At 69.0% G+C, this 23,657-nt stretch carries 18 protein-coding genes and 1 pseudogene; 10 read left to right on the forward strand and 9 right to left on the reverse strand.

Features of this window, described 5'->3' with window-relative positions:
* Window positions 1-292 precede the first annotated feature (292 nt).
* The 3 genes and pseudogenes from ACWEO7_RS02430 to ACWEO7_RS02440 all read left to right on the forward strand — a co-directional run bounded on the left by ACWEO7_RS02430 (window position 293) and on the right by ACWEO7_RS02440 (window position 4,351).
* Entirely contained in the window at window positions 293-2,605 is a 2,313-nt protein-coding gene (locus ACWEO7_RS02430; RefSeq protein ID WP_452420161.1) for an arylsulfatase, read from the forward strand.
* A gap of 354 nt (window positions 2,606-2,959) precedes the next feature.
* A pseudogene (locus tag ACWEO7_RS02435) lies at window positions 2,960-3,235 on the forward strand (hypothetical protein); the annotation flags it as partial.
* A 105-nt stretch (window positions 3,236-3,340) separates the two neighbouring features.
* Window positions 3,341-4,351 carry a DNA topoisomerase IB gene (locus ACWEO7_RS02440; RefSeq protein ID WP_452420162.1) on the forward strand — a complete coding sequence of 337 codons (1,011 nt, stop codon included), beginning with the start codon at window positions 3,341-3,343 and terminating at the stop codon, window positions 4,349-4,351.
* Between the two features lie 42 nt (window positions 4,352-4,393).
* On the opposite strand, the gene ACWEO7_RS02445 is transcribed toward ACWEO7_RS02440, so the two are convergent.
* Window positions 4,394-5,596 (reverse strand): AI-2E family transporter, encoded by a 1,203-nt coding sequence (locus tag ACWEO7_RS02445; protein ID WP_452420163.1) that lies wholly within the window; start codon window positions 5,594-5,596, stop codon window positions 4,394-4,396.
* A gap of 506 nt (window positions 5,597-6,102) precedes the next feature.
* Between ACWEO7_RS02445 and ACWEO7_RS02450 the strand changes: the two genes are divergently transcribed.
* Window positions 6,103-7,167 carry a DUF4185 domain-containing protein gene (locus tag ACWEO7_RS02450; protein WP_452420164.1) on the forward strand — a complete coding sequence of 355 codons (1,065 nt, stop codon included), beginning with the start codon at window positions 6,103-6,105 and terminating at the stop codon, window positions 7,165-7,167.
* Here the strand turns inward: ACWEO7_RS02450 and ACWEO7_RS02455 are convergent.
* From ACWEO7_RS02455 to mftR, 6 genes are all read right to left on the reverse strand, one after another.
* Window positions 7,112-9,403, reverse strand: coding sequence for a SpoIIE family protein phosphatase (locus tag ACWEO7_RS02455; RefSeq protein ID WP_452420165.1), 2,292 nt, complete (start codon window positions 9,401-9,403; stop codon window positions 7,112-7,114). The two genes, ACWEO7_RS02450 and ACWEO7_RS02455, sit on opposite strands and share 56 nt — an antisense overlap.
* Window positions 9,400-10,035: a SpoIIE family protein phosphatase gene (locus ACWEO7_RS02460; protein ID WP_355077479.1), complete on the reverse strand. Its 636-nt coding sequence runs from the start codon at window positions 10,033-10,035 to the stop codon at window positions 9,400-9,402. The genes ACWEO7_RS02455 and ACWEO7_RS02460 overlap by 4 nt, the downstream gene beginning before the upstream one ends.
* Entirely contained in the window at window positions 10,028-10,441 is a 414-nt protein-coding gene (locus ACWEO7_RS02465) for an ATP-binding protein (RefSeq protein WP_051020806.1), read from the reverse strand. Before ACWEO7_RS02465 ends, ACWEO7_RS02460 begins: the two co-directional genes overlap by 8 nt.
* Complete coding sequence (locus tag ACWEO7_RS02470; RefSeq protein WP_039798459.1) at window positions 10,431-10,820, reverse strand: STAS domain-containing protein; 390 nt, start codon at window positions 10,818-10,820, stop codon at window positions 10,431-10,433. The genes ACWEO7_RS02465 and ACWEO7_RS02470 overlap by 11 nt, the downstream gene beginning before the upstream one ends.
* A 13-nt stretch (window positions 10,821-10,833) precedes the next feature.
* On the reverse strand, window positions 10,834-11,739 hold the full coding sequence (locus tag ACWEO7_RS02475) for an STAS domain-containing protein (RefSeq protein ID WP_039798458.1): 906 nt from the start codon (window positions 11,737-11,739) through the stop codon (window positions 10,834-10,836).
* 138 nt (window positions 11,740-11,877) lie between these two features.
* Window positions 11,878-12,474, reverse strand: coding sequence for a mycofactocin system transcriptional regulator (gene mftR, locus ACWEO7_RS02480; RefSeq protein ID WP_452420166.1), 597 nt, complete (start codon window positions 12,472-12,474; stop codon window positions 11,878-11,880).
* A 64-nt stretch (window positions 12,475-12,538) separates the two neighbouring features.
* Between mftR and mftE the strand changes: the two genes are divergently transcribed.
* A complete protein-coding gene (gene mftE, locus ACWEO7_RS02485; protein ID WP_452420167.1) occupies window positions 12,539-13,240 on the forward strand; it encodes a mycofactocin biosynthesis peptidyl-dipeptidase MftE in 702 nt (233 codons plus the stop codon).
* Window positions 13,237-14,460 (forward strand): pre-mycofactocin synthase MftD, encoded by a 1,224-nt coding sequence (gene mftD / locus ACWEO7_RS02490; protein ID WP_452420168.1) that lies wholly within the window; start codon window positions 13,237-13,239, stop codon window positions 14,458-14,460. The genes mftE and mftD overlap by 4 nt, the downstream gene beginning before the upstream one ends.
* A gap of 4 nt (window positions 14,461-14,464) precedes the next feature.
* Here mftD and ACWEO7_RS02495 read toward each other — a convergent pair whose 3' ends face one another.
* The gene (locus tag ACWEO7_RS02495; RefSeq protein ID WP_452420169.1) at window positions 14,465-14,935 is read right to left on the reverse strand and encodes a MarR family winged helix-turn-helix transcriptional regulator; all 471 of its coding nucleotides are present in this window, start codon (window positions 14,933-14,935) and stop codon (window positions 14,465-14,467) included.
* A gap of 274 nt (window positions 14,936-15,209) precedes the next feature.
* Between ACWEO7_RS02495 and ACWEO7_RS02500 the strand changes: the two genes are divergently transcribed.
* From ACWEO7_RS02500 to ACWEO7_RS02515, 4 genes are all read left to right on the forward strand, one after another.
* On the forward strand, window positions 15,210-16,886 hold the full coding sequence (locus ACWEO7_RS02500; RefSeq protein WP_452420170.1) for a fumarate hydratase: 1,677 nt from the start codon (window positions 15,210-15,212) through the stop codon (window positions 16,884-16,886).
* Between the two features lie 137 nt (window positions 16,887-17,023).
* Window positions 17,024-17,488 (forward strand): hypothetical protein, encoded by a 465-nt coding sequence (locus ACWEO7_RS02505; RefSeq protein ID WP_452420171.1) that lies wholly within the window; start codon window positions 17,024-17,026, stop codon window positions 17,486-17,488.
* A 775-nt stretch (window positions 17,489-18,263) separates the two neighbouring features.
* Window positions 18,264-18,554: a hypothetical protein gene (locus tag ACWEO7_RS02510; protein ID WP_452420172.1), complete on the forward strand. Its 291-nt coding sequence runs from the start codon at window positions 18,264-18,266 to the stop codon at window positions 18,552-18,554.
* A gap of 268 nt (window positions 18,555-18,822) precedes the next feature.
* Window positions 18,823-19,242, forward strand: a complete 420-nt coding sequence (locus tag ACWEO7_RS02515) for a M15 family metallopeptidase (RefSeq protein ID WP_452420269.1) — start codon at window positions 18,823-18,825, stop codon at window positions 19,240-19,242.
* A 221-nt stretch (window positions 19,243-19,463) separates the two neighbouring features.
* Here ACWEO7_RS02515 and ACWEO7_RS02520 read toward each other — a convergent pair whose 3' ends face one another.
* Window positions 19,464-23,654, reverse strand: a complete 4,191-nt coding sequence (locus tag ACWEO7_RS02520; protein WP_452420173.1) for a TIGR02680 family protein — start codon at window positions 23,652-23,654, stop codon at window positions 19,464-19,466.
* Window positions 23,655-23,657 lie beyond the last annotated feature (3 nt).

The following is a 23,657-nucleotide window of genomic DNA, read 5'->3' on the forward strand; positions in this document are numbered from 1 at the left end:
TCGTGCCGCGGAAAGCGTGACGCACCGAGACCGACGGAGGTCGGCGTGCATCAGGGCCCGCTTCGGCGCCGGGATCGAAGAGGTGTGCTGCTACTTCCCCGGCTACCCACCGGATGCGGCGGACGTCGCCGACTTGGTGCGCGCATTGCACCGGAGCGGTGAGGTGCGCCCCTCGCTCGACGCGGCCCAGGGCCGACAGCGAAGTTAGCAACCACGGACCACCGGGTCATCCGTTCGGCGCACGATGCGCGAAAGAGTGGTGACCCGGGCGAAGGTGGCTTTGACTGCACGAATGCCTGTTCCACCCCATGCTCGCGGCTATGACGACTTCGGCGGCTCCGTCGGCCGCACCACGGCCGATTCGACGCCGGAGTGGAGCTATCCGCCCACCGCTCCCGAGGGGGCTCCGAACATCGTCGTGGTGCTGATCGACGACATGGGGTACAGCGACATCGGCCCGTTCGGCTCCGAGATCGAGACGCCGACGCTGGACCGCCTGGCCGCCGACGGCCTCCGGCTGACCAACTACCACACCACTCCGCTGTGCTCGCCGTCGCGCGCGTCGCTGCTGACCGGCATCAACGCCCACCGCGCCGGCTTCGGCTTCGTCGCCAACGCCGATCCCGGGTATCCGGGGCTGCGCCTGGAACTGGCGGACGACGTGCTGACACTGCCGGAGATCCTGCGCGGCAACGGTTACGCCACCTATGCCGTCGGCAAATGGCACCTGGTGCGCGACGCCACGATGAACCCGGCCGCGCACCGGGATTCCTGGCCGACCCAGCGTGGCTTCGACCGCTACTACGGCTCGCTCGAGGGCCTCAACTCCTTCTACTACCCCAACCAGCTGGTCTCGGACTCCTCGGTCGTCGACATCGAGGAGTACCCGGAGGGGTACTACCTCACCGACGATCTGACCGACAAGGCCATCGCCTACATCAAGGATCTGCGCGCGCACGACGCCGCCAAGCCGTTCTTCTTGTACTTCGCGCACGTCGCCATGCACGGTCCGTTGCAGGCCAAGCCCGCGGACCTGGCCAAATACCGCGGCCGCTACGCGAAGGGGTGGGACGATCTGCGCAGGAGCCGGTTCGCCGCCCAACTCGCCCAGGGCCTCTTTCCCGCGGGCACGCAGCAGAAGCCCCGCAACACCGAGCCGGGTTACGAAGCGGCGGAGTGGGATTCGCTGACTCCCGCGCAGCAGCGGCGATTCGCGCGGTACATGGAGGTGTACGCGGGCATGGTCGACAGCATCGACCAAAGCCTGGGGCGCCTCGTCGACACGCTCGAACAACTCGGCGAGCTCGACAACACCATCGTGGTGTTCACCTCGGACAACGGCGGCACCGCCGAGGGCGGCCCGGAAGGCACCCGCACCTACTTCGCGGAGTTCGCCCACATCACCGATCCGGACTGGATCGGCGACGTCCCGCACGACGAGGACCTGATCGGCACCGCGAAGCTGGGTGTCCACTATCCGCGCGGGTGGGGCCAGGCGTCCAATACGCCGTTCCGCTTCTACAAGGGCCAGACCTTCGCGGGCGGCGTACGCGTGCCGTTCGTGATCTCCTGGCCCAAGGGGCTGCGGCGCGGCGCGGGCGACAACGGCATCCGGCACGAGTACACCTACGTCACCGATCTCGCGCCGACCTTGCTGGAACTGGCCGGATTGCGGCGGCCGGGCGTACGCAACGGACTGCCCGCCAAGGAGTTCGACGGCGTCTCGGCCGTGCGGACGCTGCGTGACCCCCAGGCGGTGTCCGAGCACACCGAGCAGTACTCGGAGATGGTGGGCAATCGCGGCTTCTATCGCGACGGATGGAAACTGCTGTCGCTGTACGAGCCCGGGACCGATATCGATGAGCCGAGATGGCAGCTGTTCGACGTTCGCACCGATCCGACGGAGTTGCACGATCTTTCCGAGCGGTTCCCGGAGAAGGTCGCGGAACTGGCCGCCGCATGGGACGAATCCGCCTGGGCGAATACCGTGTTCCCCTTGCTCACGCGCCAGGATCTGGCACGGCGGCGGCCGGAGGAGGACCGATTCTCCGCGCCGGTCCGGCTGCTGCCGGGCACCCCGACCCTGGAGCGGTATCGCTCGCAGCGACTGATCGCCTATCGGGACTTCGTCATCGAGGCGGAACTCGCCGGGTACGCGTCCGGCGACGAAGGGGTTCTCGTCGCGCACGGTGACCCGCTCGGCGGCTACGTGCTCTACCTCGAGAACGGCCGGGTGACGTTCGGTGTCAACAGCTACGGCCGCTACGACAGCGTCACCACGCGCACCCTCGCGGAAGGAACGCGGCACATCACCGTGCGCGCCACGGTGCGGCCCCGGCTGCGGTGGGATTTCGTCATCGAGCTCGATGGCGTTCAGGTCGCGCGGCTGGTGGATCGAGTCCAGCTGGTCGGTATGTCGCCGTGGACCGGGATTTCCGTCGGCGTCGACGCTCGCGGTCCTGTGGCGTGGGAACTGCGCGAACGCCGCGGCACTTTCCGCTACACCGGCGCGCTGCGAGCTGTCACCTACACGCCCGGTCCGATCCAGGTGCCGCGCCGGACCATCGAGGCGGTGGAGCGCGAGGCGGAGTTCGTCGCCGAATGAATCTCTGTGGCCGGGCGTTGGTGCACCGGTTCGATCGTGCCGCCGCCGGGGCGGCACGAAGGCGCTCAACATCCCGTGAGCGGTCGGGGAGGGTGGGTGCATTCGGAGGGGATCGAGCGCACCCACCCTCGCGCCTCGGCGACAGCTGAGCAGCGGGCACAGCCGACGCGGGCAGCGTCGGGACTGACCGACGGAAACGAATGCGAAAACCCCCGGAAACCCCGACCCGTCACCGACCTTAACGCCGTCGGCCCGACAATGACAGAGAAACGCTTGCCTGAAACAGTTTTCAGGCGACTTCAGGCTGTCTTAAGCCGACGCTTGCGAAGGTGATCTTCGTCTTCGAGATCGCTCGCCGCGATCGGCACCGTCGCCGGTGGCCTCGGTGGCGGCCTGGCCGGCTGCGTGCTCGGCGGCATCGCGGGAGCGACCGTCGCGGCCGCGACGATCGTCGGCATGTTCGGCCCGTTCATCCCCGCCGCCGCCGTCGGCTGTCTGGGCGGAATCCTGGCAGTGGGGGCTCTGGGCACACTCGCCGGTCAGCTGTTCGTCACCGCGCCGATCGCCGTCGCCGCTCTGGTGCAGTACTTCACCACTGTCAACCAGCCCTTCGTCCCGCCGGTCCCGTAGCTCTCCGGCTGGATCACCGAACACGTGCCGCGCCAGGTCGTCCTGCCGGGTCTCGGCCTCGAACTGTTTCGCCCGTCCAGGAGAGGGCAGCACTGTGAGGTGAGCATGCGATTGCGCCGTAGCCGACCGTACGACGGCGGACTCCAACGCGTCCGGCGTGGACGCGGGTTCGGCTATCGCACCGTGCACGGCGAACCGGTGCGGGACGACGCCACACTGGAGCGCGTCCGCGGGTTGGCGATTCCGCCGGCCTGGCGAAAGGTGTGGATCTGCGCGCACGAGAACGGTCACATCCAAGCCGTCGGCGTCGACGCCGCGGGCCGCCGCCAGTACCTGTACCACGAGCAGTGGCGCAAGGAGCGAGACGAGGAGAAGTTCGACCGGGTCCTGGCCTTGGCAGGCCGCCTGCCGGAGGTCCGCGCGCAGGTACGGGAGGATCTCGCCCTGCGCGGCTCGGCCCGTCGGCGAGTGGAAGCGGTGGCCATCGATCTGGTGGATCGCGGAGTGTTCCGGGTCGGGGGCGAGGAGTACGCCGAGGAGCACGGCACCCGGGGAGTCGCGACACTGCTGCGCGAGCAGGTCCGTGTGTCGGGGGAGCAGATGCTCTTCGACTATCGCGCCAAGGGCGGTATCCGGCGACGAGTGAGCGTCCGAGACCCATTGCTGGCCGAAGCCGTTCGATCACTGCGGCGCGGCGGGACGGAATCCGATCGGCTCTTGGTGTACCGGGACGGCGACCGCTACGGCGAACTGCGCGCCGACGACGTCAACGCGCGCTTCCAAGAACTGGCCGCCTGCGAGTGCAGCGTCAAAGACCTGCGCACCTGGCAGGCGACCGTCCTGGCCGCGGCCGCGCTCGGTTCGATCGAACGGCCGTCGAACCTCCGTGCGCGCAAGCGCGCGGTCCGGGAGGTCATGGACGAGGTCGCAGCCGCACTCGGCAATACCCCGGCCGTCGCCCAGGCGTCCTATGTCGATCCACGGGTGGTGACCGCCTTCGAGAACGGTACGACCGTCGCCGCGGCGCTGCGGCGCGCGAAGCGGGCCGGATCCGCCGACGCGGAGCGGGCGGTCATCGACAGCGCCGTCATCCGCCTGCTGCGCCGGACACGGTGATGCCGAGGTACCGGGAACGCGATGCGGCCGCACCCGGTCTCGCTATCGCTCGTCGAGTGAGGGCAGGACGGTCTCGCGCATGATCAACAGGACGGCCGCGGCGACGGGGATGGCCAGCAACGCCCCGATGATCCCGAGCAACGCGCCACCGAGCAGCACCGCCACCACGGTCACGAGCGCGGGTACGTGCACCGCCCGGCCGATGATGCGTGGCACCAGAACGTAGTCCTCGACCAGGCGCAACGCGATGAAGAACGCGACGGTCGCCACCGCGACCGGCAGGGAGACGGTCAACGCGACCAGCGCGACGATCACCCCGGCGAGCGTCGAACCTACGATCGGGATCAGGTCGAGCACAGCTACCAGCACCGCCAGCAGCAGTGGGTACGGCACGTCGAAGATGAGCAGCCAGATGCCGGTCAGGACGGCGGTGATCAGCGAGATGACCAGGTTGCCCAGGATGTAGCCGCCGACCTTGGCGAAGATCTCGTCGCCGATCAGAATGGCGCGGGAGCGGCGCGAGTGGGGAAAGAGCCGGTAGACCGAAGCGCGCACACGGGTGAAGTTCGCCATGAAGTAGGCGGTCAGCACCGCGATGACGATCGTGCTGCTGACGATCGAGAACACCGCGCGCCCGGCGTCCAGCACCCCGGTGGTCAAACCGGAGGAGTCCGATTCGAGTGTTCGCCGCAGCCGGTCTTGCAGGTGGAATCGCTGGTCGAGGCTGCCGATGTAGGGATAGCGGTCGGCCAGATGAGTGACGTAATCGGGCGCGTTGTGCGCGAGCGCCTCACCCTGCGTGACCAGCGGTGGTATCGCCGCGGCGAGGAGTCCGGCGAACAGGCCGAGCCCGACCAGGTAGACGGTCGTCACCGCGGCCCAGCGCGGGAACCGGGGCCGTACCAGCCGGGACACCAACGGCTCCATCCCGACGGCCAGGAACAACGCCACCACGATCAGGATCAGCGTCTGGCCCGCCGCGAGCACGGTGCGAATGGCGGCGTAGGTCACCGCGACACCGGCGGCTCCGGTCATCCCGACCATGAACGGCGAGCGCCGGTCGAAGGGACGTCCTGGTCGGCCCAGGGGGAACTCCGCACTGCGCGCACGGGCGGCTTCGGCCTCGGCGGCGACGATCGGACCGGATTCGTCGGTGCCGTGGGGTTGTGCGATGTTGCCGCTGTGTCCGCTGTCCGCGACATCGGGGGCGGGATGTTCTTCGTCGGGAGTATCTCTTTCGGACATACCTTCCGTCCGATCCGTGGGTGTGCTGGCCCGGTATGGCAGTGCGCGATTTACCCGCTGCGCGGCCGCCCAAACACGGCACCGGAGCGGTGAGGGCCGGTCTACGCGCCGAGGGTGTCGCACCGGCGCGGAATCGCACCGCGGCGTCGGCACGCACGTCATCGGGGTCGGTGGATGCCGCGGACCGATGGAATCGACACCGTCGGGTCGTTCGATCGGCACCGGCTGATCCCGCGCGTTCCCGGCCGTGGGCGAACACCGCGCACACCCGAAGCGGCACCCGAAAAGCGGCCTCGGCCACCGCTATCGCGCGGACTGTCACCGGATCGAGCTGCCGGAATACAAGCTGCACAGTCGGTTTCCGCATTATCGCTTGCCCTCGTCCGCCCGAATCAGCAACGTCGCAGCCATCGGCAGCCGATACTGATGGATATCCCGCGCACACCCGCGGTGAGCCCTACGAGCCGATCCATCAGCGACGCTCCGAGAATCGACAGGATCCGGCGATGCCCAAGATCGCAAACCTGAACCCGCTGCCGATGGCCGACATCGGAGGCTCGGACCTGTTCATCCCCTTCCGCATGCCGAGCGGTGAGATCGGATACCTGCTCGGTGACACGTTCTCCGGCACCGAACCCGCGGTGGGAGGGCCGAATTGGCGTTCGCCGATGCTGTTGCGCAGCGGCACCCACGACATGTCCGGACCGATCGAATTCCGATCGGCGGCGCGGGATGCCCGGCAACTCTGGGACTACCGGCACGACAATCCGCAGTACTCCACGGTTCTGCCCTGCGACGCCATCACGATCGGCAGCCGGATCTATCTGTGGGTGATGGTCACCCAGGGATTGGCGAACGAGCGGTGGTGCGAGATCCGGTATTCCGACGACAACGGCGACAGCTGGACCGATACCGCCGTGCGGTGGTCGACCAGCGCCTACGGCGGCAAACGCACGATGATCTCGTGGGAACGCGGTGGCGACGGCTACGTCTACGTCATCTCCACCGGCGGACTGGCCCGGAACAAGAACATGCTGCTGTGGCGAGTACGCGAGAGCCATGCCGCGCTCATCGACCCGGCGGCCTGGCAAGGATGGGGCTGGAACGGACAGGATTGGGGCTGGGGCCGGGATCCGGGCGGCGATCCGCGTTTCGGCATCCTGGCCGACGACACGAAACTAGGCGAGATCGGATTGCGGCGGATCCAAGGAAATTGGGTGATGTCGGGATTCGACGCCGGTGCCTACGGCGCCTTCGTCAAGGTGGCCAGGAGGATCACCGACAACTGGCGCACAGCCTGGACCTACCGCCCGGTGAAAGGATCTTTCTGGGCGCCGGGCGGTCCCGATATCGTGCCGCGCCTCTATGGTTGTTATGTCCACCCGGACAGCAGGTTCGACGGCGCGTTCTGCATGATCGTCAGCGAATGGGCGGAATCCGGTAACCCGTATCGGGGCATGCAATACCGGATCTACGGAGTCCGGCCCGCCGCTACGCTCAGCACCAGGCGGGTCCTCAGCCGGGAACGCGCCGGTTCGTCCCGCGCAACGGATTGGCCACCGGGAAGGTGATCGCGGGCAGCGTCACCGACATCCGCACGGTCGTTCCCGATTCCGAGTGGTCGATGTCGAGTTCCTCGGTCAGGGCGCGCATCATGTCGATACCGCGGCCGCGATACCCGGGATCGGATGCCCGTGGCTTCCAGCCGCCCGCGTCGGCGACCACGATGACGACCGTGTCGATGTCGCAGGTGGCCGACATCCGCACCCGGCCGGTGTCGTCGTTGCGGTAGGCGTGCTCGATGCTGTTGCTGCACGCCTCGTTGGCCGCCGCGACCAGATCGGCGGCCAGGTCGTGCGGCACCGCCGCGGCGGCCAGCCAGCCCTTCAGCGTGCGCCGCAGGGCCGCGAGCTCGTCCGCGCGCGCGGGCACGTCCAGCCGCAGCGGCGCGGGCGGCTGGCGGTAGACCACCATGGCGACGTCGTCGTCGTACCCCGCGGACGGCCGCAGGCGCGACAGCACCGCGTCGGCCACTTCGCGCGGCAACCGTCCCGAGGTGTCGGCGAGCACCGCGGCGATCTTCGCGAATCCATCATCGATGTCGACGCCACGCTGTTCGACCAAACCGTCGGTGAACAGCACCAGGGTCGAACCGGGTGTGAGCGCCGTGGTGGCCTCCGGCCTGCGCGGCGGATCGAAGGTCGCCAGCGGCACCGAGCGCCCGCCTTCCAGCAGTCTGCCGGTCCTGGCGACGTCGGCGAGGATCGGTGGCATGTGACCGGCGCTGCTGTAGCGGACCAGACCGCGCACCGGGTCCAGCACGGCGGCGCAGACGGTGGTGCACATGGCGCCGGGGATGCGCGCGGCGACGGTGTCGAGTTCGGCGAGCAGCTGCGCAGGTCCCGCGCCGCGCAGCAGCAGCGCACGGGCGGCGGTCCGCAGCTGTCCCATCACGACCGCGGCGGACAAGCCGCGACCCACGCAGTCGCCGACCACGACGCCGATGGTGCCGTCGCGCAGCGGCACCACGTCGTACCAATCGCCGCCGATCTCCAGCGGCGGCAGCGCCGGCTCGTAGTGCACCGAGAAACGCGGCGGCAGATCGATCGGGCCGAGCATGGCGCGCTGGAGGGTCAGCGAGGTGGCGCGGGCCTGGTCGAAGTTGCGCGCCCGCTGCACGGCGAGACTGAGATGACCGATCAACAAGGAGAACAGCGTCCAGTCCGCGGCACTGATCGCCCGGGGTGCGGCGAAGCGCAACCACACCGCCGCGTCGCCGGTCTCACCGAGCGGAGCGACAATGCCCTCGGAGCTCTCGGCTCCGTCCGGAATGGCCAGCAGGCTGCGTGGCGGCCTGCGTCTGGCCCGCTCCAGCAGGGCGCGCGACCCGTCGTCGAGGGACGCGGCGCCGTCGTGCGAAGTGCGGTCGGCGCCCGTACCGGAGACGTACACCTCCGGCACCGCGTTGCGGCTGGGCCACACCGCCACCACCGCGGTTTCCGCGCCCACCGTGCGGCGCAGCTCGTCGAGCCCGACGGCGAGCACTTCGACCACACTGGTGGCCGCGCCGACAGCGGTGGCGAGCCGGGACGCGGCCTGGTCGCGCGCCTGCGCGTCGTGTTCGGCGGTGATGTCGCGGAGCGTGCCGACGAAGATCCGCTCGTTGTCCTCCGGCTTGATCAGGGCGCTGGTGCTCACCGCGAGCCATACATTGCGCCCGTCGCGGTGCCGGATCGGGATGACGAAGCGCTGTGCCTCGGTACCGAGGTCGGGATAGCGCGGACCGTCCGGGCTCGACCACGGATGCGGCAGCGGATAGGGGACGCCCGCGGCGCCGTAGCCGGTCAAGGCGCCGAAGGCGGTGTTGACCTCGATGATGGTGCCCTGCGCGTCGGCGACGAAGAAGCCGTCCTGCAGCGATTCCACCAGCGCCGTGCGGAACGCGTCGCGTCCGGCGAGATCGTCGGCACGGGTGCGCTGCTGCTCGTAGCGGCGGGTGCCGTCCAGGTAGCCGCGGGTCGCGATGTCCAGCGGAACGAGGGTCTGCAACAGGAATTCCAGCGCGGTTTCCGGTAGGCGTGCCGCGGGTTCGCCGCCCCCGGTGGCAGCGTCCTTCGGTAGCTGTTCCTCCGCTTCCTGGACCACGCGGAAGTGGTTCTCCGTAAGGTCGAGCAGACTGATGCCTTCGACCAGGGCCCGCCTGCCCAGCTCGTAGCCCTCGGCGAGACCGGCCTGGGTCGGCGAATCCATGTGCCGCCGTAGCGCATCGCCATAGTCGCCCAGGAAGTCGGCCAGCAGGGCGCTCATTTGGCCGTCCCTCCCGCACCGCGGTGCCGCGCCGCGAGCACCAGCGCGTCGTCGGTGTCCTTGGCGTGCCGGGCGAGCATGTCGGCGGTGATGTCGGCGGTGGACTTGGAAAGGTCGATGGCGGAGGCGGATTCGGTGACGATACCGTCGGTGGACATCAACAGCAGGTCACCGGGACGGACCGCGACCGACTGCGGCTGGAGGTTGGCCGGAAGGCGATAGCCGACGATGCCCGCGGTCAGCAGGACGGTGGCGTGCACCTTCAGGCTGCCCGCCGGACCCGCGGTGAGCACTTGGGATTCGACATTGCCGACGCCGAGCCAGCGCACCGTGTCGCCCTCGTCGAACAGGGCCAGCGAGATCGCCGCACCCCGGGTGTCGGCCATCGCCCGATGGCACAGCACCATCAGCACGTCCAGCGGTTCGGCGCGGTTCTCCGACAGCACCCGCGCGGCGCGATCGGCCGCGTCCGCCGCGGCGGCGCCGTGCCCGAGCCCGTCGAGGACCGCGAAGAGGACGGTGCCGCCACCGGCGTCGAGGACGACACCGCGGTCACCGGAGACCTGTTGACCCGGCAGCGCGCGTCCGGCCACCGCCCACTCGATCCGGCCGATGAACCCGTCCTCATGCACCGTTCGGTACCCACTTCCACATCTCCACCAGCGTGCCGCGACCCGGCGCGGAATCCACGGTCAGCCGGTCCATCAACCGCCGGGCGCCGGGCAGACCGAGCCCGAGCCCGCGTCCGGTGGAGTAGCCGTCCTCCAATGCTCTGGCGATGTCGATGATGCCGGGCCCCTGGTCCTCGGCCTGCACAACCAGGGCCTGACGGCCCTCCCGGTCGTCGACGAGCAGACGGATCTCGCCGCTGCCCGCGTAACTGGTGATGTTGCGGGCGATCTCGGAGATCGCCGTGGAGATCATCGTGCGGTCGGTGAGGGTGAATCCGAGTTTCGCTGCCAGTTCGCGTCCGGCTTGACGTGCGGTCACGATGTCTCCGGACACCCTGACCGCGATCACCACGTTCTCAGCGGCCACTGTCACGACCGTCTCGCTGGCGACGGGCTGGGATCTTGCGGTCCAACCAGGCGAGTCCCTCTTCCAGATCGAGGGCGGTGTGCATGTCCTCGAAGGTGAGACCGAGCTGCACCATGGCGAACGCGACTTCCGGTTGCAGACCGACGATCACCGTTTCGGCGCCGCGCAGCTGCGTCATGTGCGCGATGGTACGCAACGATCTCGCGGCGAACGAATCCATCACGTCGATCGCGGTGACATCGACGATGATTCCGTGTGCCCGGTATTTGCTGACCTGTTTCATCAGGTCGTCCTGTAGGCGCTCGGTATCGGCGTCGGTCAGCGCCGACTGCACCGACGCGATGAGATACGTCCCTTGTTTGAGAATCGGAACCGGCATGTGGCGCGCCTGATCAGCGGCCGTCGCGTTCGGTGACCCGTTCGGTCACGCGGGAAACCTCGTAGCCCAGCAGCCGTTCCGCTTCTTCGATACCGCCCTGCAGGTCGCCGACCGCGTTCATCTTCGACAGATCCAGGCCGATGGTGACCAGGGTGAGCGCGATCTCCGAGGACAACCCGGTGATGATCACGTTCGCGCCCATCAGGCCGGACGCGTCGACGGTCTGCACCAGATGGTTGGCCACGGTGGAGTCGATCTGGGGCACACCGGTGATGTCGATGACGACGACCTTCGCGCGGTTGGCCCGGATGGCGCGCAGCAACTGCTCGGTGAGCTGGCGGGCGCGCTGACTGTCCAGCACGCCGATGATGGGCAGGATCAACAGCTGCTCGCGCACCTGCAGCACCGGCGTGGACAGCTCGCGGATGGCTTCCTGCTGCTGCCGGATGACGCGCTCGCGCTCCTGGACGAAGGACACGGTCACGGTGTTGGCGATGCGGTTGGCGGCCGGTTCGTAGGCGTCGAGCACCTTGTTGAGGAGTTCGAAGTCCGACTGATACTTCTCGAAAAGGCTGCGTGCGAGCACGTCGCGCAGCAGAAGCACGATGCCGATGACCTCGTCGGTCTCGACGCCTCTCGGGATGATGCGTTCGGACAGGTCCCGCGCGTACGCCTGCAGCGCTTCGACGCTACCGGTCTCGAGCACGTCGACGTAGCCGTCGTAGATCGAGGTCGCCTCGGAGAAGATCTCCTCCGGGGTCATGGCGGTGAGCAGTTGGGCGTCGGCGATGCGGCGGGCCCACTCTTCACGCAGCGCGGTGCGGTTCTGGCGCAGGTGCTCGACGAGTTGCGGGAGCAATTGATCGATCGGTCCCGCGGTCAGGGAATCCGCCGAAAGGCTCATGGACACCTCGGACATGGACTCCTGCCCCTTTCGACGGTTCAGTCGGGATCTGTGTGCATTCGGCGCGTGCCGATTCCGAGCCTAGTCATACCCCACCCGAGTCGCCGACGAAACCTGCCGGTTGTTCGCCTGATGTTCGAGTGCGGGAGTTCCTCACGGCACCGTAGCGAATCCGCGTTCCAGCGCTGCGAGCGCCTCGTCCAAATACACCGTGAGGTCCGCGTCGGCGCGGGTCAGCCAGGCGTCGAACGCGGCGCGCGCCGCCGCCAGCGTGGTCCGGCCGACGGCGAGCGGGATGAGCCCGTCCTCCGGTTCGCCGAGCCGGCCCGCCGCGAACGCGCTCACGGCGCGCTCCCAGGCGTCGTAGTGCGCGCCCGCGGTGGCGGCCAGCGCGGGGATGTTCGCGACCAACTGCATCCGGGTGCGCAGTTCCGGAACGTCCTCGGCGCGATACTTGTTGGCGTCGACCACGACTCGGCGCACCGCGGTCATCATCGGAACGTCGTCGGGCACCGTCGCGAACGCGGCGCGCAGCGCGGCGACCTCGTCGTCGAACTGCGACCAGAGCACCTCCGCCTTGGTGGGGAAGTACCGGAAGAAAGTGCGTCCGCTGATGCCGGCGGCGACGGCGATCTGCTCGACGGTGGTCTCGTCGAAGCCCTGTTCGCTGAACAGTCGCATCGCGATCAGTTCGAGTTCGCGTTTGGTGGTGCCGCGTGGGCGGCCGCGCGTGGCCCGGTTCTCCAGCATTGTTCGATTGTGCTCGGCCGTCGCGACCCTTGATTTTGTCAGTGACTGACGATAATCTCGCCGCATGTTGGCGGATCTCACCTGGCCCGAGGCGGGCGTGCGCGCCACCGCGGGTGCGATCCTGGCCGTCGCGGTCGGCGCGACCGAGCAACACGGCCCGCATCTGCCGCTGTCCACCGACACCGACATCGCCGCGGCATTGTGCGCCCGGCTGGCCGCGGCGCGCGCGGACGTGCTCGCCGGACCGGCGATCCCGTACGGCGCCAGCGGCGAGCACGCGGGCTTTCCCGGCACGCTGTCGATCGGGCAGGCGGCGCTGGAACTGCTGGTGGTCGAGCTGTGCCGCTCGGCGACCGAAACCTTCGAGCGGATCCTGCTGGTCAACTGGCACGGCGGCAACATCGAACCGCTGCGCCGGGCCGAGGATCTGCTGCGCGCCGAATCGCGTGACGTGCGCGTGTACCTGCCGCGCTTCGAGGGCGACCCGCACGCGGGCCGGTCGGAGACGGCACTGCAACTGGCCCTCGCGCCCGAGCGCGTGCACCCCGACCGCGCCGCGGCCGGGGACACCCGCCCGCTGGCCGAACTGCTGCCGCTGCTGCGTAGCGGCGGAGTGCGCGCGGTCAGCGCCAACGGCGTGCTCGGCGACCCGGCGGGCGCGACCGCCGCCGAGGGCGCGGCACTGCTCGATCACCTGAGCACCGACCTGCTCGACCGAACCCGGCACTGGTGGCCGGAGAACTCCCGGGAAAGGACCGGAACATGAACCCGTGGTTCGAGACCGTCGCCGAAGCGCAGCGGCGGGCGAAGAAGCGCCTGCCGAAATCGGTGTACGGCGCGTTGATCGCAGGCTCCGAGCGCGGCCAGACCATCGAGGACAATCAACGGGCGTTCACCGAGCTGGGTTTCGCGCCGCACGTGGCCGGGCCGATCGGCGCGCGCGACCAGTCCACTACCGTACTGGGACAACAGCTTTCGATGCCGGTGCTGATCTCGCCGACCGGTGTGCAGGCGGTGCATCCCGACGGTGAGGTCGCCGTCGCCAGGGCGGCCGCGGCGCGCGGCATCGCGATGGGCCTGAGTTCGTTCGCCAGCAAGCCGATCGAAGAGGTGATCGCGGCCAACCCGACGACGTTCTTCCAGTTGTACTGGTGTGGCGGCAAGGACGAGATCCAGCAGCGGATGGACCGGGCGAAGCGGGCCGGCGCGGTCGGGTTGATCCTGACGCTGGACTGGTCGTTCTCGCACGGGCGGGACTGGGGGAGCCCGGTCATCCCGGAGAAGCTGGACCTGCGCACGATGCTGAGGTTCGCGCCGCAGACCCTGGCGCGTCCCCGGTGGCTGGCGACCTATGCGCGGTCGGGCAGCATTCCGGATCTGACCGCGCCCAACATGGCCATCGGCGACGCGCCCGCGCCTGGTTTCTTCGGAGCCTACGGCGAATGGATGGGCACGCCCGCGCCGGACTGGGCGGATGTGCGCTGGGTCTGCGAGCAGTGGGAAGGCCCGGTGCTGCTCAAGGGCGTCATGCGGGTGGACGACGCGCTGCGTGCGGTCGACGCGGGTGTGGCGGCGATCTCGGTGTCCAACCACGGCGGCAACAACCTGGACGGCACCCCCGCCGCGATCCGCGCGCTGCCGGTGCTGGCGGACGCGGTCGGCTCGCAGATCGAGGTGCTGCTCGACGGCGGCATCCGGCGCGGCAGCGACGTGGTGAAGGCCGTGGCGCTGGGTGCGCGGGCGGTCATGATCGGGCGCGCCTATCTCTGGGGCCTGGCCGCGAACGGGCAGGCCGGCGTGGAGAACGTGCTGGATATCCTGCGCGGCGGCATCGATTCGGCGCTGCTGGGTCTGCGCAAGACGAGCGTCAGCGATCTGGATCGCTCGGACGTGGTGGTGCCCGCCGGTTTCGAGCGAGCGCTCGGGCTGCCCGAAAAGCGCTCCGCGGCAAGCGGTCCGGCGGACCATGCGGCCGCGCCCGCCTGAGCGGTCAGTTCTCGGCCGCCACCCGCCGGTGGTGCGCGAGCAAGGTGTCGTAGATGTCGGCCAAGGCGGCCAGCTGCTGGCGATCGAGGATGTCGATCATGTGCCTGCGCACGCTCTGTACGTGCGCGGGCGCGGCGGCGGTGAGCACATCGGCGCCGAACGGGGTGAGCTTGGCCGCGGTGCGGCGGGCGTCGTCGGGGATCGGCTCACGGACGACCAGTTCCCGTTTCTCCATGCGGGTGATCTGGTGGGAGAGCCTGCTCTGCGACCACTCGAGCTTGGCCGCCAGGTCGGCGAAGGTGAGCCGGTGGTCCGGTGACTCGGCCAGATAGGCCAGCACCGAGTATTCGACGTAGGTGAGGTTGGACTCCTTGGTGGAATCCCGCCCGACCGCCGCGGCGATGAGGTCGCGGGTGCGCACGAAACCCAGCCAGGCGCGCATCTCGACGTCATCGAGCCAATGGGGATCGGTCACGACAGCGCTCCAAACTCCGATTTGTCCCAAGATCGTTCCGTGTCGCGATGTGCGGTGCGGAACGGTCCGCGCGCGGCCGGACTCGGCCGCCCGTGCGCTTTCTCAGAGATGAGAGGTAGCATCACCGGGGTTGAACGTGCAACCTTTGCTGGCCAACTGTCCGAGATAGGGTTGCCTAACCAGTAGGGGCGTACGCGGCGGTGACTAGGCTCGCTGTGCTCGTGACCAGCCCGGCCGTTCGCGGTGTTCGGGCCCGTTCGAAGGAGTGCGACTGGTGACCGCGCCGGAGTTCCGTTATTCAGACCTGCTGCCCATCGGCGCGGACGACACCCCCTACCGGTTGCTCACGACGGAGGGCGTCAGCACGTTCGAGCACAACGGGCGCACCTTCCTGCAGGTCGCGCCGGAGGCGCTGCGGCTGCTCACCGAAACGGCGATGCACGACATCAGTCACTTCCTGCGTCCGGCGCATCTGGGCCAGTTGCGCAAGATCATCGACGACCCCGAGTCCAGCGGCAACGACCGCTTCGTCGCGCTGGATCTGCTCAAGAACGTCAACATCTCCGCGGGCGGCGTCCTGCCGATGTGCCAGGACACCGGCACGGCGATCGTGATGGGCAAGAAGTCCGAGGGCGTGCTGACCGGCGCCGACGACGCGGAATGGATCAGCAGAGGCGTGTTCGACGCCTACACCAAGCTGAATCTGCGGTACTCGCAGCTGGCGCCGATCACCATGTGGGAGGAGAAGAACACCGGTTCGAACCTGCCCGCGCAGATCGAGCTGTACTCCACCGCAGGCGATCCGGCGAACCCCGCCTACAAGTTCCTGTTCATGGCCAAGGGCGGCGGGTCGGCGAACAAGTCGTTCCTGTACCAGGAGACCAAAGCCGTCCTGAACCCCACACGGATGCTGGAGTTCCTGGACGAGAAGATCCGCTCGCTCGGCACCGCGGCTTGCCCGCCGTACCACCTCGCTGTCGTGATCGGCGGCACCAGCGCCGAGTTCGCTTTGAAGACGGCGAAATACGCCTCCGCGCACTACCTCGACAACCTGCCCACCGGGGGCTCGCTGTCGGCGCACGCCTTCCGTGATCTGGAACTGGAGGAGGAGGTCTTCAAGCTGACCCAGTCCTTCGGTATCGGCGCCCAGTTCGGCGGCAAGTACTTCTGCCACGACGTGCGGGTCGTGCGGCTGCCCCGGCACGGCGCCAGCTGCCCGGTCGCCATCGCGGTGTCCTGCTCGGCGGACCGGCAGGCGCTGGCCAAGATCACCGCCGAGGGTGTGTTCCTGGAGCAGCTCGAGCGCGAGCCCGCGCAGTACCTGCCCGAGCAGACCGACGCGATCCTCGGTGGCGACGTGGTGCGCGTGGATCTGAACCGGCCGATGGACGAGATCCGTGCCGAATTGTCCAAATATCCGGTGAAGACCAGGCTTTCGCTGACCGGTCCGCTGGTCGTCGCCCGGGACATCGCGCACGCCAAGATCAAGGAGCGGCTCGACGCGGGCGAGCCGATGCCGGACTATCTGCGCGACATGGCCGTCTACTACGCGGGCCCGGCCAAGACGCCGGAGGGTTACGCGTCCGGCTCGTTCGGCCCGACCACCGCGGGCCGGATGGACTCCTACGTCGACCAGTTCCAGGCGGCGGGCGGCTCGTTCGTCATGCTCGCCAAGGGCAATCGGTCCGCGCAGGTCACCAAGGCGTGCAAGGAACACGGCGGCTTCTATCTCGGTTCGATCGGCGGGCCCGCGGCGCGGCTGGCGCTGGACTGCATCAAGTCGGTCGAGGTGCTCGAATACCCCGAACTGGGCATGGAAGCCGTCTGGAAGATCGAGGTCGAGGACTTCCCGGCGTTCATCGTCGTCGACGACAAAGGCAACGACTTCTTCGCCGAAACGCAGAAGCCGATCGCGCTGCGCGTGCGCACCCGCTCCAAAGAGCGCGTCTGAGCCGTCCTCCGGGCCCGCCTCGGCAGGCCCGGACACGACGATGTCACCCCGATCACCGGGGCTGTGGTGCGGTCGCAGCGGGCACGCTTAGCGAAGAACTTCGTCGATTTCCGCACCGATGCAGGTCGAGGAGAGCTATGAGCACGTCCAGGCCAGTACCGACGGCGTTATGTATCACCGAGTCGGCCGCCTCCCTGTTGGCCGATCGCGCTGCCCGTGAGGGAACCAGCTGTACCACACTGCTCGATCGGCTGATCCACGAAGGCGTCGACCAGCTCGACCACCCCGGAATCGTCTTCCGCGGTCCGCTGCACGACCGGCGCGCCGCGCTGACGGCCGGTCCGGAGGTTTGGGAAGTCGTTGCGCGCCTGCGCGAATTGGACGGACCGCTGGAACGCCGGATCGCCGTGCTCAGCGCCAAATCGGACCTGCACGCGAGCAAGATCAGGCTGGCGCTCGCGTATGCCCGCGCGCACGGCGGCGAGATCCTGGAGCGGATCGTGCGCAACAGGGAAGCGGCGGAGTCGATTCGCCGGGCAGGTGTGCGGATGACCGCGCCGCCGTCGCGTCCGGGCGCGCTGGGCGGCCCGCCGGGAGTGTGACCGGTCCGTATCGTCTGATGCGGCCGGTCTTCACATGGCTGGGGAGGGAATGTGAAATTCCCGACATCTGTGGATGATTCACCCGATTCACGGGCGGCTGGCGGCGCGAGCCACAGCCGCCCGCGGTGTGTCTGCGGCTCGAAATGGTTCGCCGCGCCCGGATCGCGGGGATTCGCGGAATATGTCCGTACTGATGTCCGGGCTCGGATATGCCTGACATACAGGCCGAAAGGGACACATCGCCTCGCGAAAGTTCCTCGCGGGGGCTCGATCTCATCTCGCCGGTCGTCCACGATAGGGCGCAAATCACCCAAAGGCCGCTTATCGGCGGCCAATTCGAGATTGGCAGCAGGTTGAATGCCGTAGTGATCCACAACACATCCACAGATTGTGGACATCACTCGTTCCAGGATGGGCGAAATGTTTGCCGCAAGGCGGCAATTGAGCGCATACCGGACATAGCAGATGGGCATTATCCCAAGTTGTGGAGTTTTCTGTGGAATTCGCTGACTGTTGTCCACAGGTGAGGTGCACTGCATGTGGAGTGGCGCCAGTTGGATGCACCGGCTGTAGTCGACCTTGTGTCTCGAACCCCTGCTGAGCCGGGAAGCGGATGATTTGTTCGCTCACGCACTGTTCGAAGCCGAAATGAACTTGTCCAGGTACCCCGAACCGTACGACTACGGCAGTAGATCGATATCCGCTTCATCGGTCGGACGCAGGGGGGCGAAGTGTCGGAATTACGGCGCGAAGACCGAGTTCGGTACGGCAGCGTTTGGCGATCGCACGCGCGTTGCTGACCGAGCCCGACCTGCTTCTGCTGGACGAACCGACGTCGAACCTGGACCCGATCAGCGAAGCGGCTGTCTTGCGGACGTTGCGCGAACTGCGCGGACGTTGCACCGTTCTCGTGGCCGCCCACCGGTATTCGACGATTCGAAACGTGGACAGTGTCGTGGTGCTCGACGGCGGACGCGTGGAAGCGATCGGAACCCATGACGAACTGATTGCCTCGAGCGAGTACTACCGCGAGCTCGCGAAGGACACGATCACCGCGTCCGCGTGAAGCTCCCGCACCGCCCGTGCTGCCGAGCCGGCTCCGGTGCGGCGGCGACCTGTCTTCTGCCGTGCGCCGGTCACCGCGAAAGTCCTGCGCCGTTAGCACGGGAGCGCGTTGCGATCGGGGCATATCCGGCATAGGTGATCGCAGGCGATAGCATCGGCGCATGGTGTTCGGGAATGCTGGGCGGAGCCGGGTGGCGGCGGGACTATCGGTGGCAGTGCTTCCGGCGCTGGTCGCGGTCGGTTTTTCGGCGGGGGAGGCGCAGGCCGACATGGCACTCGCCATCGAACAGCGCGAGTCGGTGGGTTCGGCGACGGGGGCCGAAGGACTCGATCCCGCGCTGGCGCTGGCCTACACCTTGGCCGAACGCGAGGCGCACGCGCAGGGGGTGCCGCTGTCCATCACGTCCGGGTACCGGACGCCCGCCGAGCAGCAGGCGCTGTGGGAGGACGGTGTGGCGACCTACGGGCCGGACAATGCGCGCCGCTGGGTCCTGCCGCCGGAGGAGTCCACCCACGTGTCCGGAGACGCCATCGATGTCGGTCCGCAGCAGGGCGCGCGGTGGCTGGAGGCGAACGGCTACCGATGGGGGCTCTGCCGGTCGTTCGAGAACGAATACTGGCATTTCGAGTTGCAGACCGCGCCGGGCTCACCGTGCCCGCCCATGCTCCCCGACGCCAGCGTGCGGTGATCGGGACGGTTCGGCAGAATACGGCCACTTCGAAAACCATTGGCGGCGCTGTGAATCGCCCCACCCCGCGCGAGCTGACCGGCGTGGGAGCCAGCCGCGCACGCTGCCTGCCGCTGCTGCGGCCCGCTGGACCACCGGGTCCGGAATGGCGGTGATCAGACTGCGGTCGGCCCGCTGCGACCTCCCGGACCGAGCCGTCGATCAACCCGGCCCGGAGGCGATCAGCTCACCGGCGTGAGTTCCAGCGCGCCCTCGATCGTGGTGGGAAGCCTGCGGCGATCGGGGGAGCCGAGGGCGGCGGTGAGATCGGTTCCGTCGTGTTCGGCGAGCAGGTCGCCGCTGTCCCACACCAGCAGGGTCGCGCTGACGGTGTTCTCGGCCGCCGAGTGCGCCAAGTCGTAGTGCGCGCATGCCGGGACGTGGGGGTAGGTGATCCACAGGTCGTAGCCGGTCATGAACAGATCGAGGTCGAACTGCACGCTCAGCCCGAGCAATTCGCTGCGGCCGTTGTCGTCGACGCCCGCGAATGCCTCGTCCAGCGCCAGTAGGCGCGGGGCCTGCGGATCGGCCGAGTCGAGCATGACGTGCGCCGCGGCGAACAGCGGCAAGTGCAGCGACACCGACTGCTCGCCGCCGGACAGCGCGCTGTGCCTGGCCACGGTGAGCTTGTCCTCGCTACCGTCAGCGGAGATCAAGGTGAACGAGAACACCCGCCAGATGCGGTAATCCAGGGTCGCGGCGAGGATCTCGGGGTAGGAGCGTTCCGGATGCGCCGCCCGCGCCGCCCTGATCTCGGAGGCGAAGTGCGCCCGGATCGCCGCGAGATCCTCCGCCGTCAGCGCCGACGCGTCCCGGTCGAGCAGCTTGCACATCGCCCGCGCCGCGTCGGACAGGCTGTCGGCCAGCACCCAGTGCACGCCGATGGTGTTGCCCGAGGACATCCGCCGCTGCTTCATCTCCGCGCCCATCCTGGCGATGAGATCGCGCGCGTCGCTGGTGCGTTCGTGGATCTGCTGGGCCAGGCCGGTCAACAGGGCATCCTCCAGGATGCGGCGCTCGGCGTCGGTGAGCAGCAGTTCCTGATCCCGCCGGGCGGCGTCGACGCGGGCGGCGAAGTCGGCCAGTGCGGAAACCCCGTGTTCGTCGTGCACCTGGACGACGGTGAGGCCGTCGGCGGCGTCCCATTGCAACCGGTAATCGCGGCCCGAGCCGGCCAACGCCGCGTCGAACTCCTGCAACGCCCCGGTCACCGCCGTGCGCGTGGACTTGCGGGTCGCCTCGCTCGCGCGCACCGCCGCCGTGGCCGCCGTGAGGCTGTCGAACAGCGCGGCGACTTCGTCCGGCAGCACCCGCGGTGATGCCTCCGGCCCCGCCGTCGCGATCCGGTACAGCAGTTGCTCGGGCGTCGACCACGCGGCGTCGCTGCTGGGCCAGCGTCCGTCGGCGGGGGCGCCGAGCAGCGTGAGCAGATCCGGCTGAGCGTATGGCGCGAGGGCTTTCACCTCGGCCAGCACCTCGGTCAGCGCGGTGGCCAGCGACTCGTGCGCGGTACGGTAGGCGGCTTCGGCGTCGCCGACCGCCTCGATGGCCTGGTTGGCGGCCTTGCGTGCGGCCTTCTGCTCGGCCTTGGTCGCCTCGATCCGCTGCCGGGCCTGCCCCAATTCACGGTCGATGTCGGCCGCGCCGGCGCCGAGGGCATCGCGCAGGGTCTCGAGTTTGCGCAATTGCTCCTGGTAACCGGTGCGCGCGGCCTCGGCCTCTTCCGCGAACGCCTCGGCCAGGTCGGTGGCTTCGGTCAAGCGGTCGTCGGCTTCGCGCTCGCGCTCTCGTTCCCGCTCGTGGTCGCCGCGCAGCCGCAGCAATCCCGTCCCGGTGTTCTCGAAGTGCCGGATGGCGGCGGCGAGGGCATCGATCTCGCGCGCCGTGCGCGGTGTGCGGTGTGCGGTGGCGGCGGCGCGCAGTTTCTTCTCCGCGGCGGACACGTCCGCGACCGCCTGGTCGAGTTCGCGCTCGGCGTGGGCGGCGGCCTCCGCACGCGATCGCAGCACGCCCGCGGCCTCGGACACCGCGCGCAGCGCCGTGGTCACCGCGGTCGGGCGCGGAAGCGCCTTGGCGGCGGCGGAGATTCGCGCGAGTTCGGCGGTGGCGGCGGCCTCCTGCTGTCCGGCGGCGCTCCGGTCCTCCTCGGCGGCCGCCACGGCCGCGGTCAACTCGGCCGAACGGAGCTCGCGGCGTCTGGCTCGCGCGGTGGCGCCGATGAATTCCGCGTCGGTCTTGCGGTGGCGGCCGATCTGCACACCTTGCCGGAACGCGCCGTTCGCTCCGATCGTCACCGCGCCGCTCGGCTCGCCCGCGTCCTCGTGCAGGGCGATGGAAGCGAGCACATCGGCCACGACCTGCCGCGGCACCGTCAGCGTGTCCGAATCGTCCTCCACGATAAGCACGTCGGCGAGCGTGCGACCGGCCGGGCGGTCCGATGCGGGCAGCGGCAGCAGGAACTGATCGGATTCGTAGTCCGGCGGCAGCTCCCCTTCCGGGCACACCCAGGCGTCCAGCAGATTCGCGGCGTGCAGCGCGGCCTCGATGCCCGCCGCGGTCTCGGGCGGCACGTCGTCGGCGAAGCGCACCAGCCGCCACAGCGCGGCGCCGGGCCGGTCACCGGTCCGGCCGGAGCGGCCCGCGAATACCGGTGGCGCGTCGTCGCGCCGGGCCGCGACCCGCTCGAGTTCGGCGGTCAACTCCTCGACGTGGGCCGTGGCCGTGGCCACCCGGGCGCGTGCCTCTTGGCGGCGGGTGCGGATCTCCTCGAGCAGGGGTTCCGTGCGATCGGCCAGCACCTCGGCCACGGTGGGCGCATCCGAACCGGCCTCGGCCAGCGCCGAGTTCAGCGCTTCCAACAGGCCGGTGCGCACCGGGGTGTAGACCGCGCGGTGCTCGTCCCACCAGGTCCGCAACGCGGCCGCGGCCTCGGAGCGGGTCAAGGCGACCGTCGCTTCGGCGTGCGCGACCTCCGCCGCGGCGGCATCACGCAGTTCCCGCGCGCGCTCGGCCAGCCGCTCGGCCCTGGTGCGTTCGGCGGCAGCCGTGTCCACCGCGCCCACCGCCTTGCGCACCGCGCGCACGTCGACGTCGCGCTCCTCGGCGTGCCCGCGCACCGCCGCGGTGAGCTGCTCGGCCCGCGCCGACTCCGGCAGCGGCGTCCATGCGATCCCCGCCTCCTCGGCGGCGGCGCGCAGCTCGTCCTCGCCGCGGGCGAGCGCGGCGGCGGCGGTGCGCACCGCGGTGCGTGCGCGCTCGGCCTCCTGGGTCCGCTGGTCCAGGGTCTGGCGGGACTTGAGTGCCTTGTCGGCGTGCACGCCCGCCGAGGTCTCCAGGCGACGCACCGCGTCGGCCAGGTCGTCGAGTTGCTGTTTGCCCTCGTAGGCGCTGGAACGCTGGAGATTCTCCCGGTCGGCGATGGCTTGCTCGTAGGCGCGGTCGGCGTCCTCGGCCCGAGCCTCGGCCGTGGCGCGCTCGGTCTCCCTGCGCTCGCGCAGCGCGGTGGCGGCGAACAGCGCGGTGCTCGCGTGGGTCACCGCGTCGAGCCGCGCCCGCACCTGGTCGACATCCGTCTTCGCTTGAACCGCAAGGTATTTGCGATACACCTCGACGAAAGCCCTGGTCGCTGTGTCGGCGTGCACCAAACCCTCCAGGGTCCGGCCGACCTCCTCCATATCGCTGAACGAGCGGGCGGCGTCCAGGATCAGTTGCTCGTCGAGCGGGCGCAGGCCGTCGGTGAGCGCCTGCGACAAACCGCGCGGGTCCAGGTTCTTGGCCAACTGCGGGCGGCGCAGCGTGAGGATCAGATTGATCAGCTGGTCGTAGCGCTGCGTCCCGAGGCCGAACATGCGCGCGTCGATCGCGTTGCGATAGTCCACCGGCCGGTCGACGATCGAGTCGGTGCCGATCTGCTCGGCCAGCTGCTTGCGGGTGAACGGCCGATCGTCCGGGCCGATCAGGGAGAAGTCGATCCCGACCCGGCCGTCGGCGACGAAATACCAGCGGGTCACCTTGTCCGAGGAACGGGTGGCGCGCATGCCGATGCCGACGGTGACCGCCTCGGGGTCTTCCCAGCGACCGCGCGCGAACTCCATCCAGACATAGGAGTAGGCCGAGTCCTGCTTGCGGTAGAGCAGGTTCGATTTCATCGTGCGTTCCTCGCCCGCGAACGGGTTCAGCCTGCGCGGCTCGATCCGTCCGTCCAGGACGAAGGGGAACAGCACCTCCAGCGCTTTGGTCTTGCCCGACCCGTTCGGCCCGCGCAGGACCAATCTGCCGTCCGCGAAACAGAACTCCTGGTCGCGGTAGTCCCACAGGTTGACGATCCCGGCGCGGGTCGGGGTGAACCGCACTCCGCCGTGAATGAGCGACATTCG

Source organism: Nocardia sp. NPDC004260 (genome assembly GCF_053603155.1).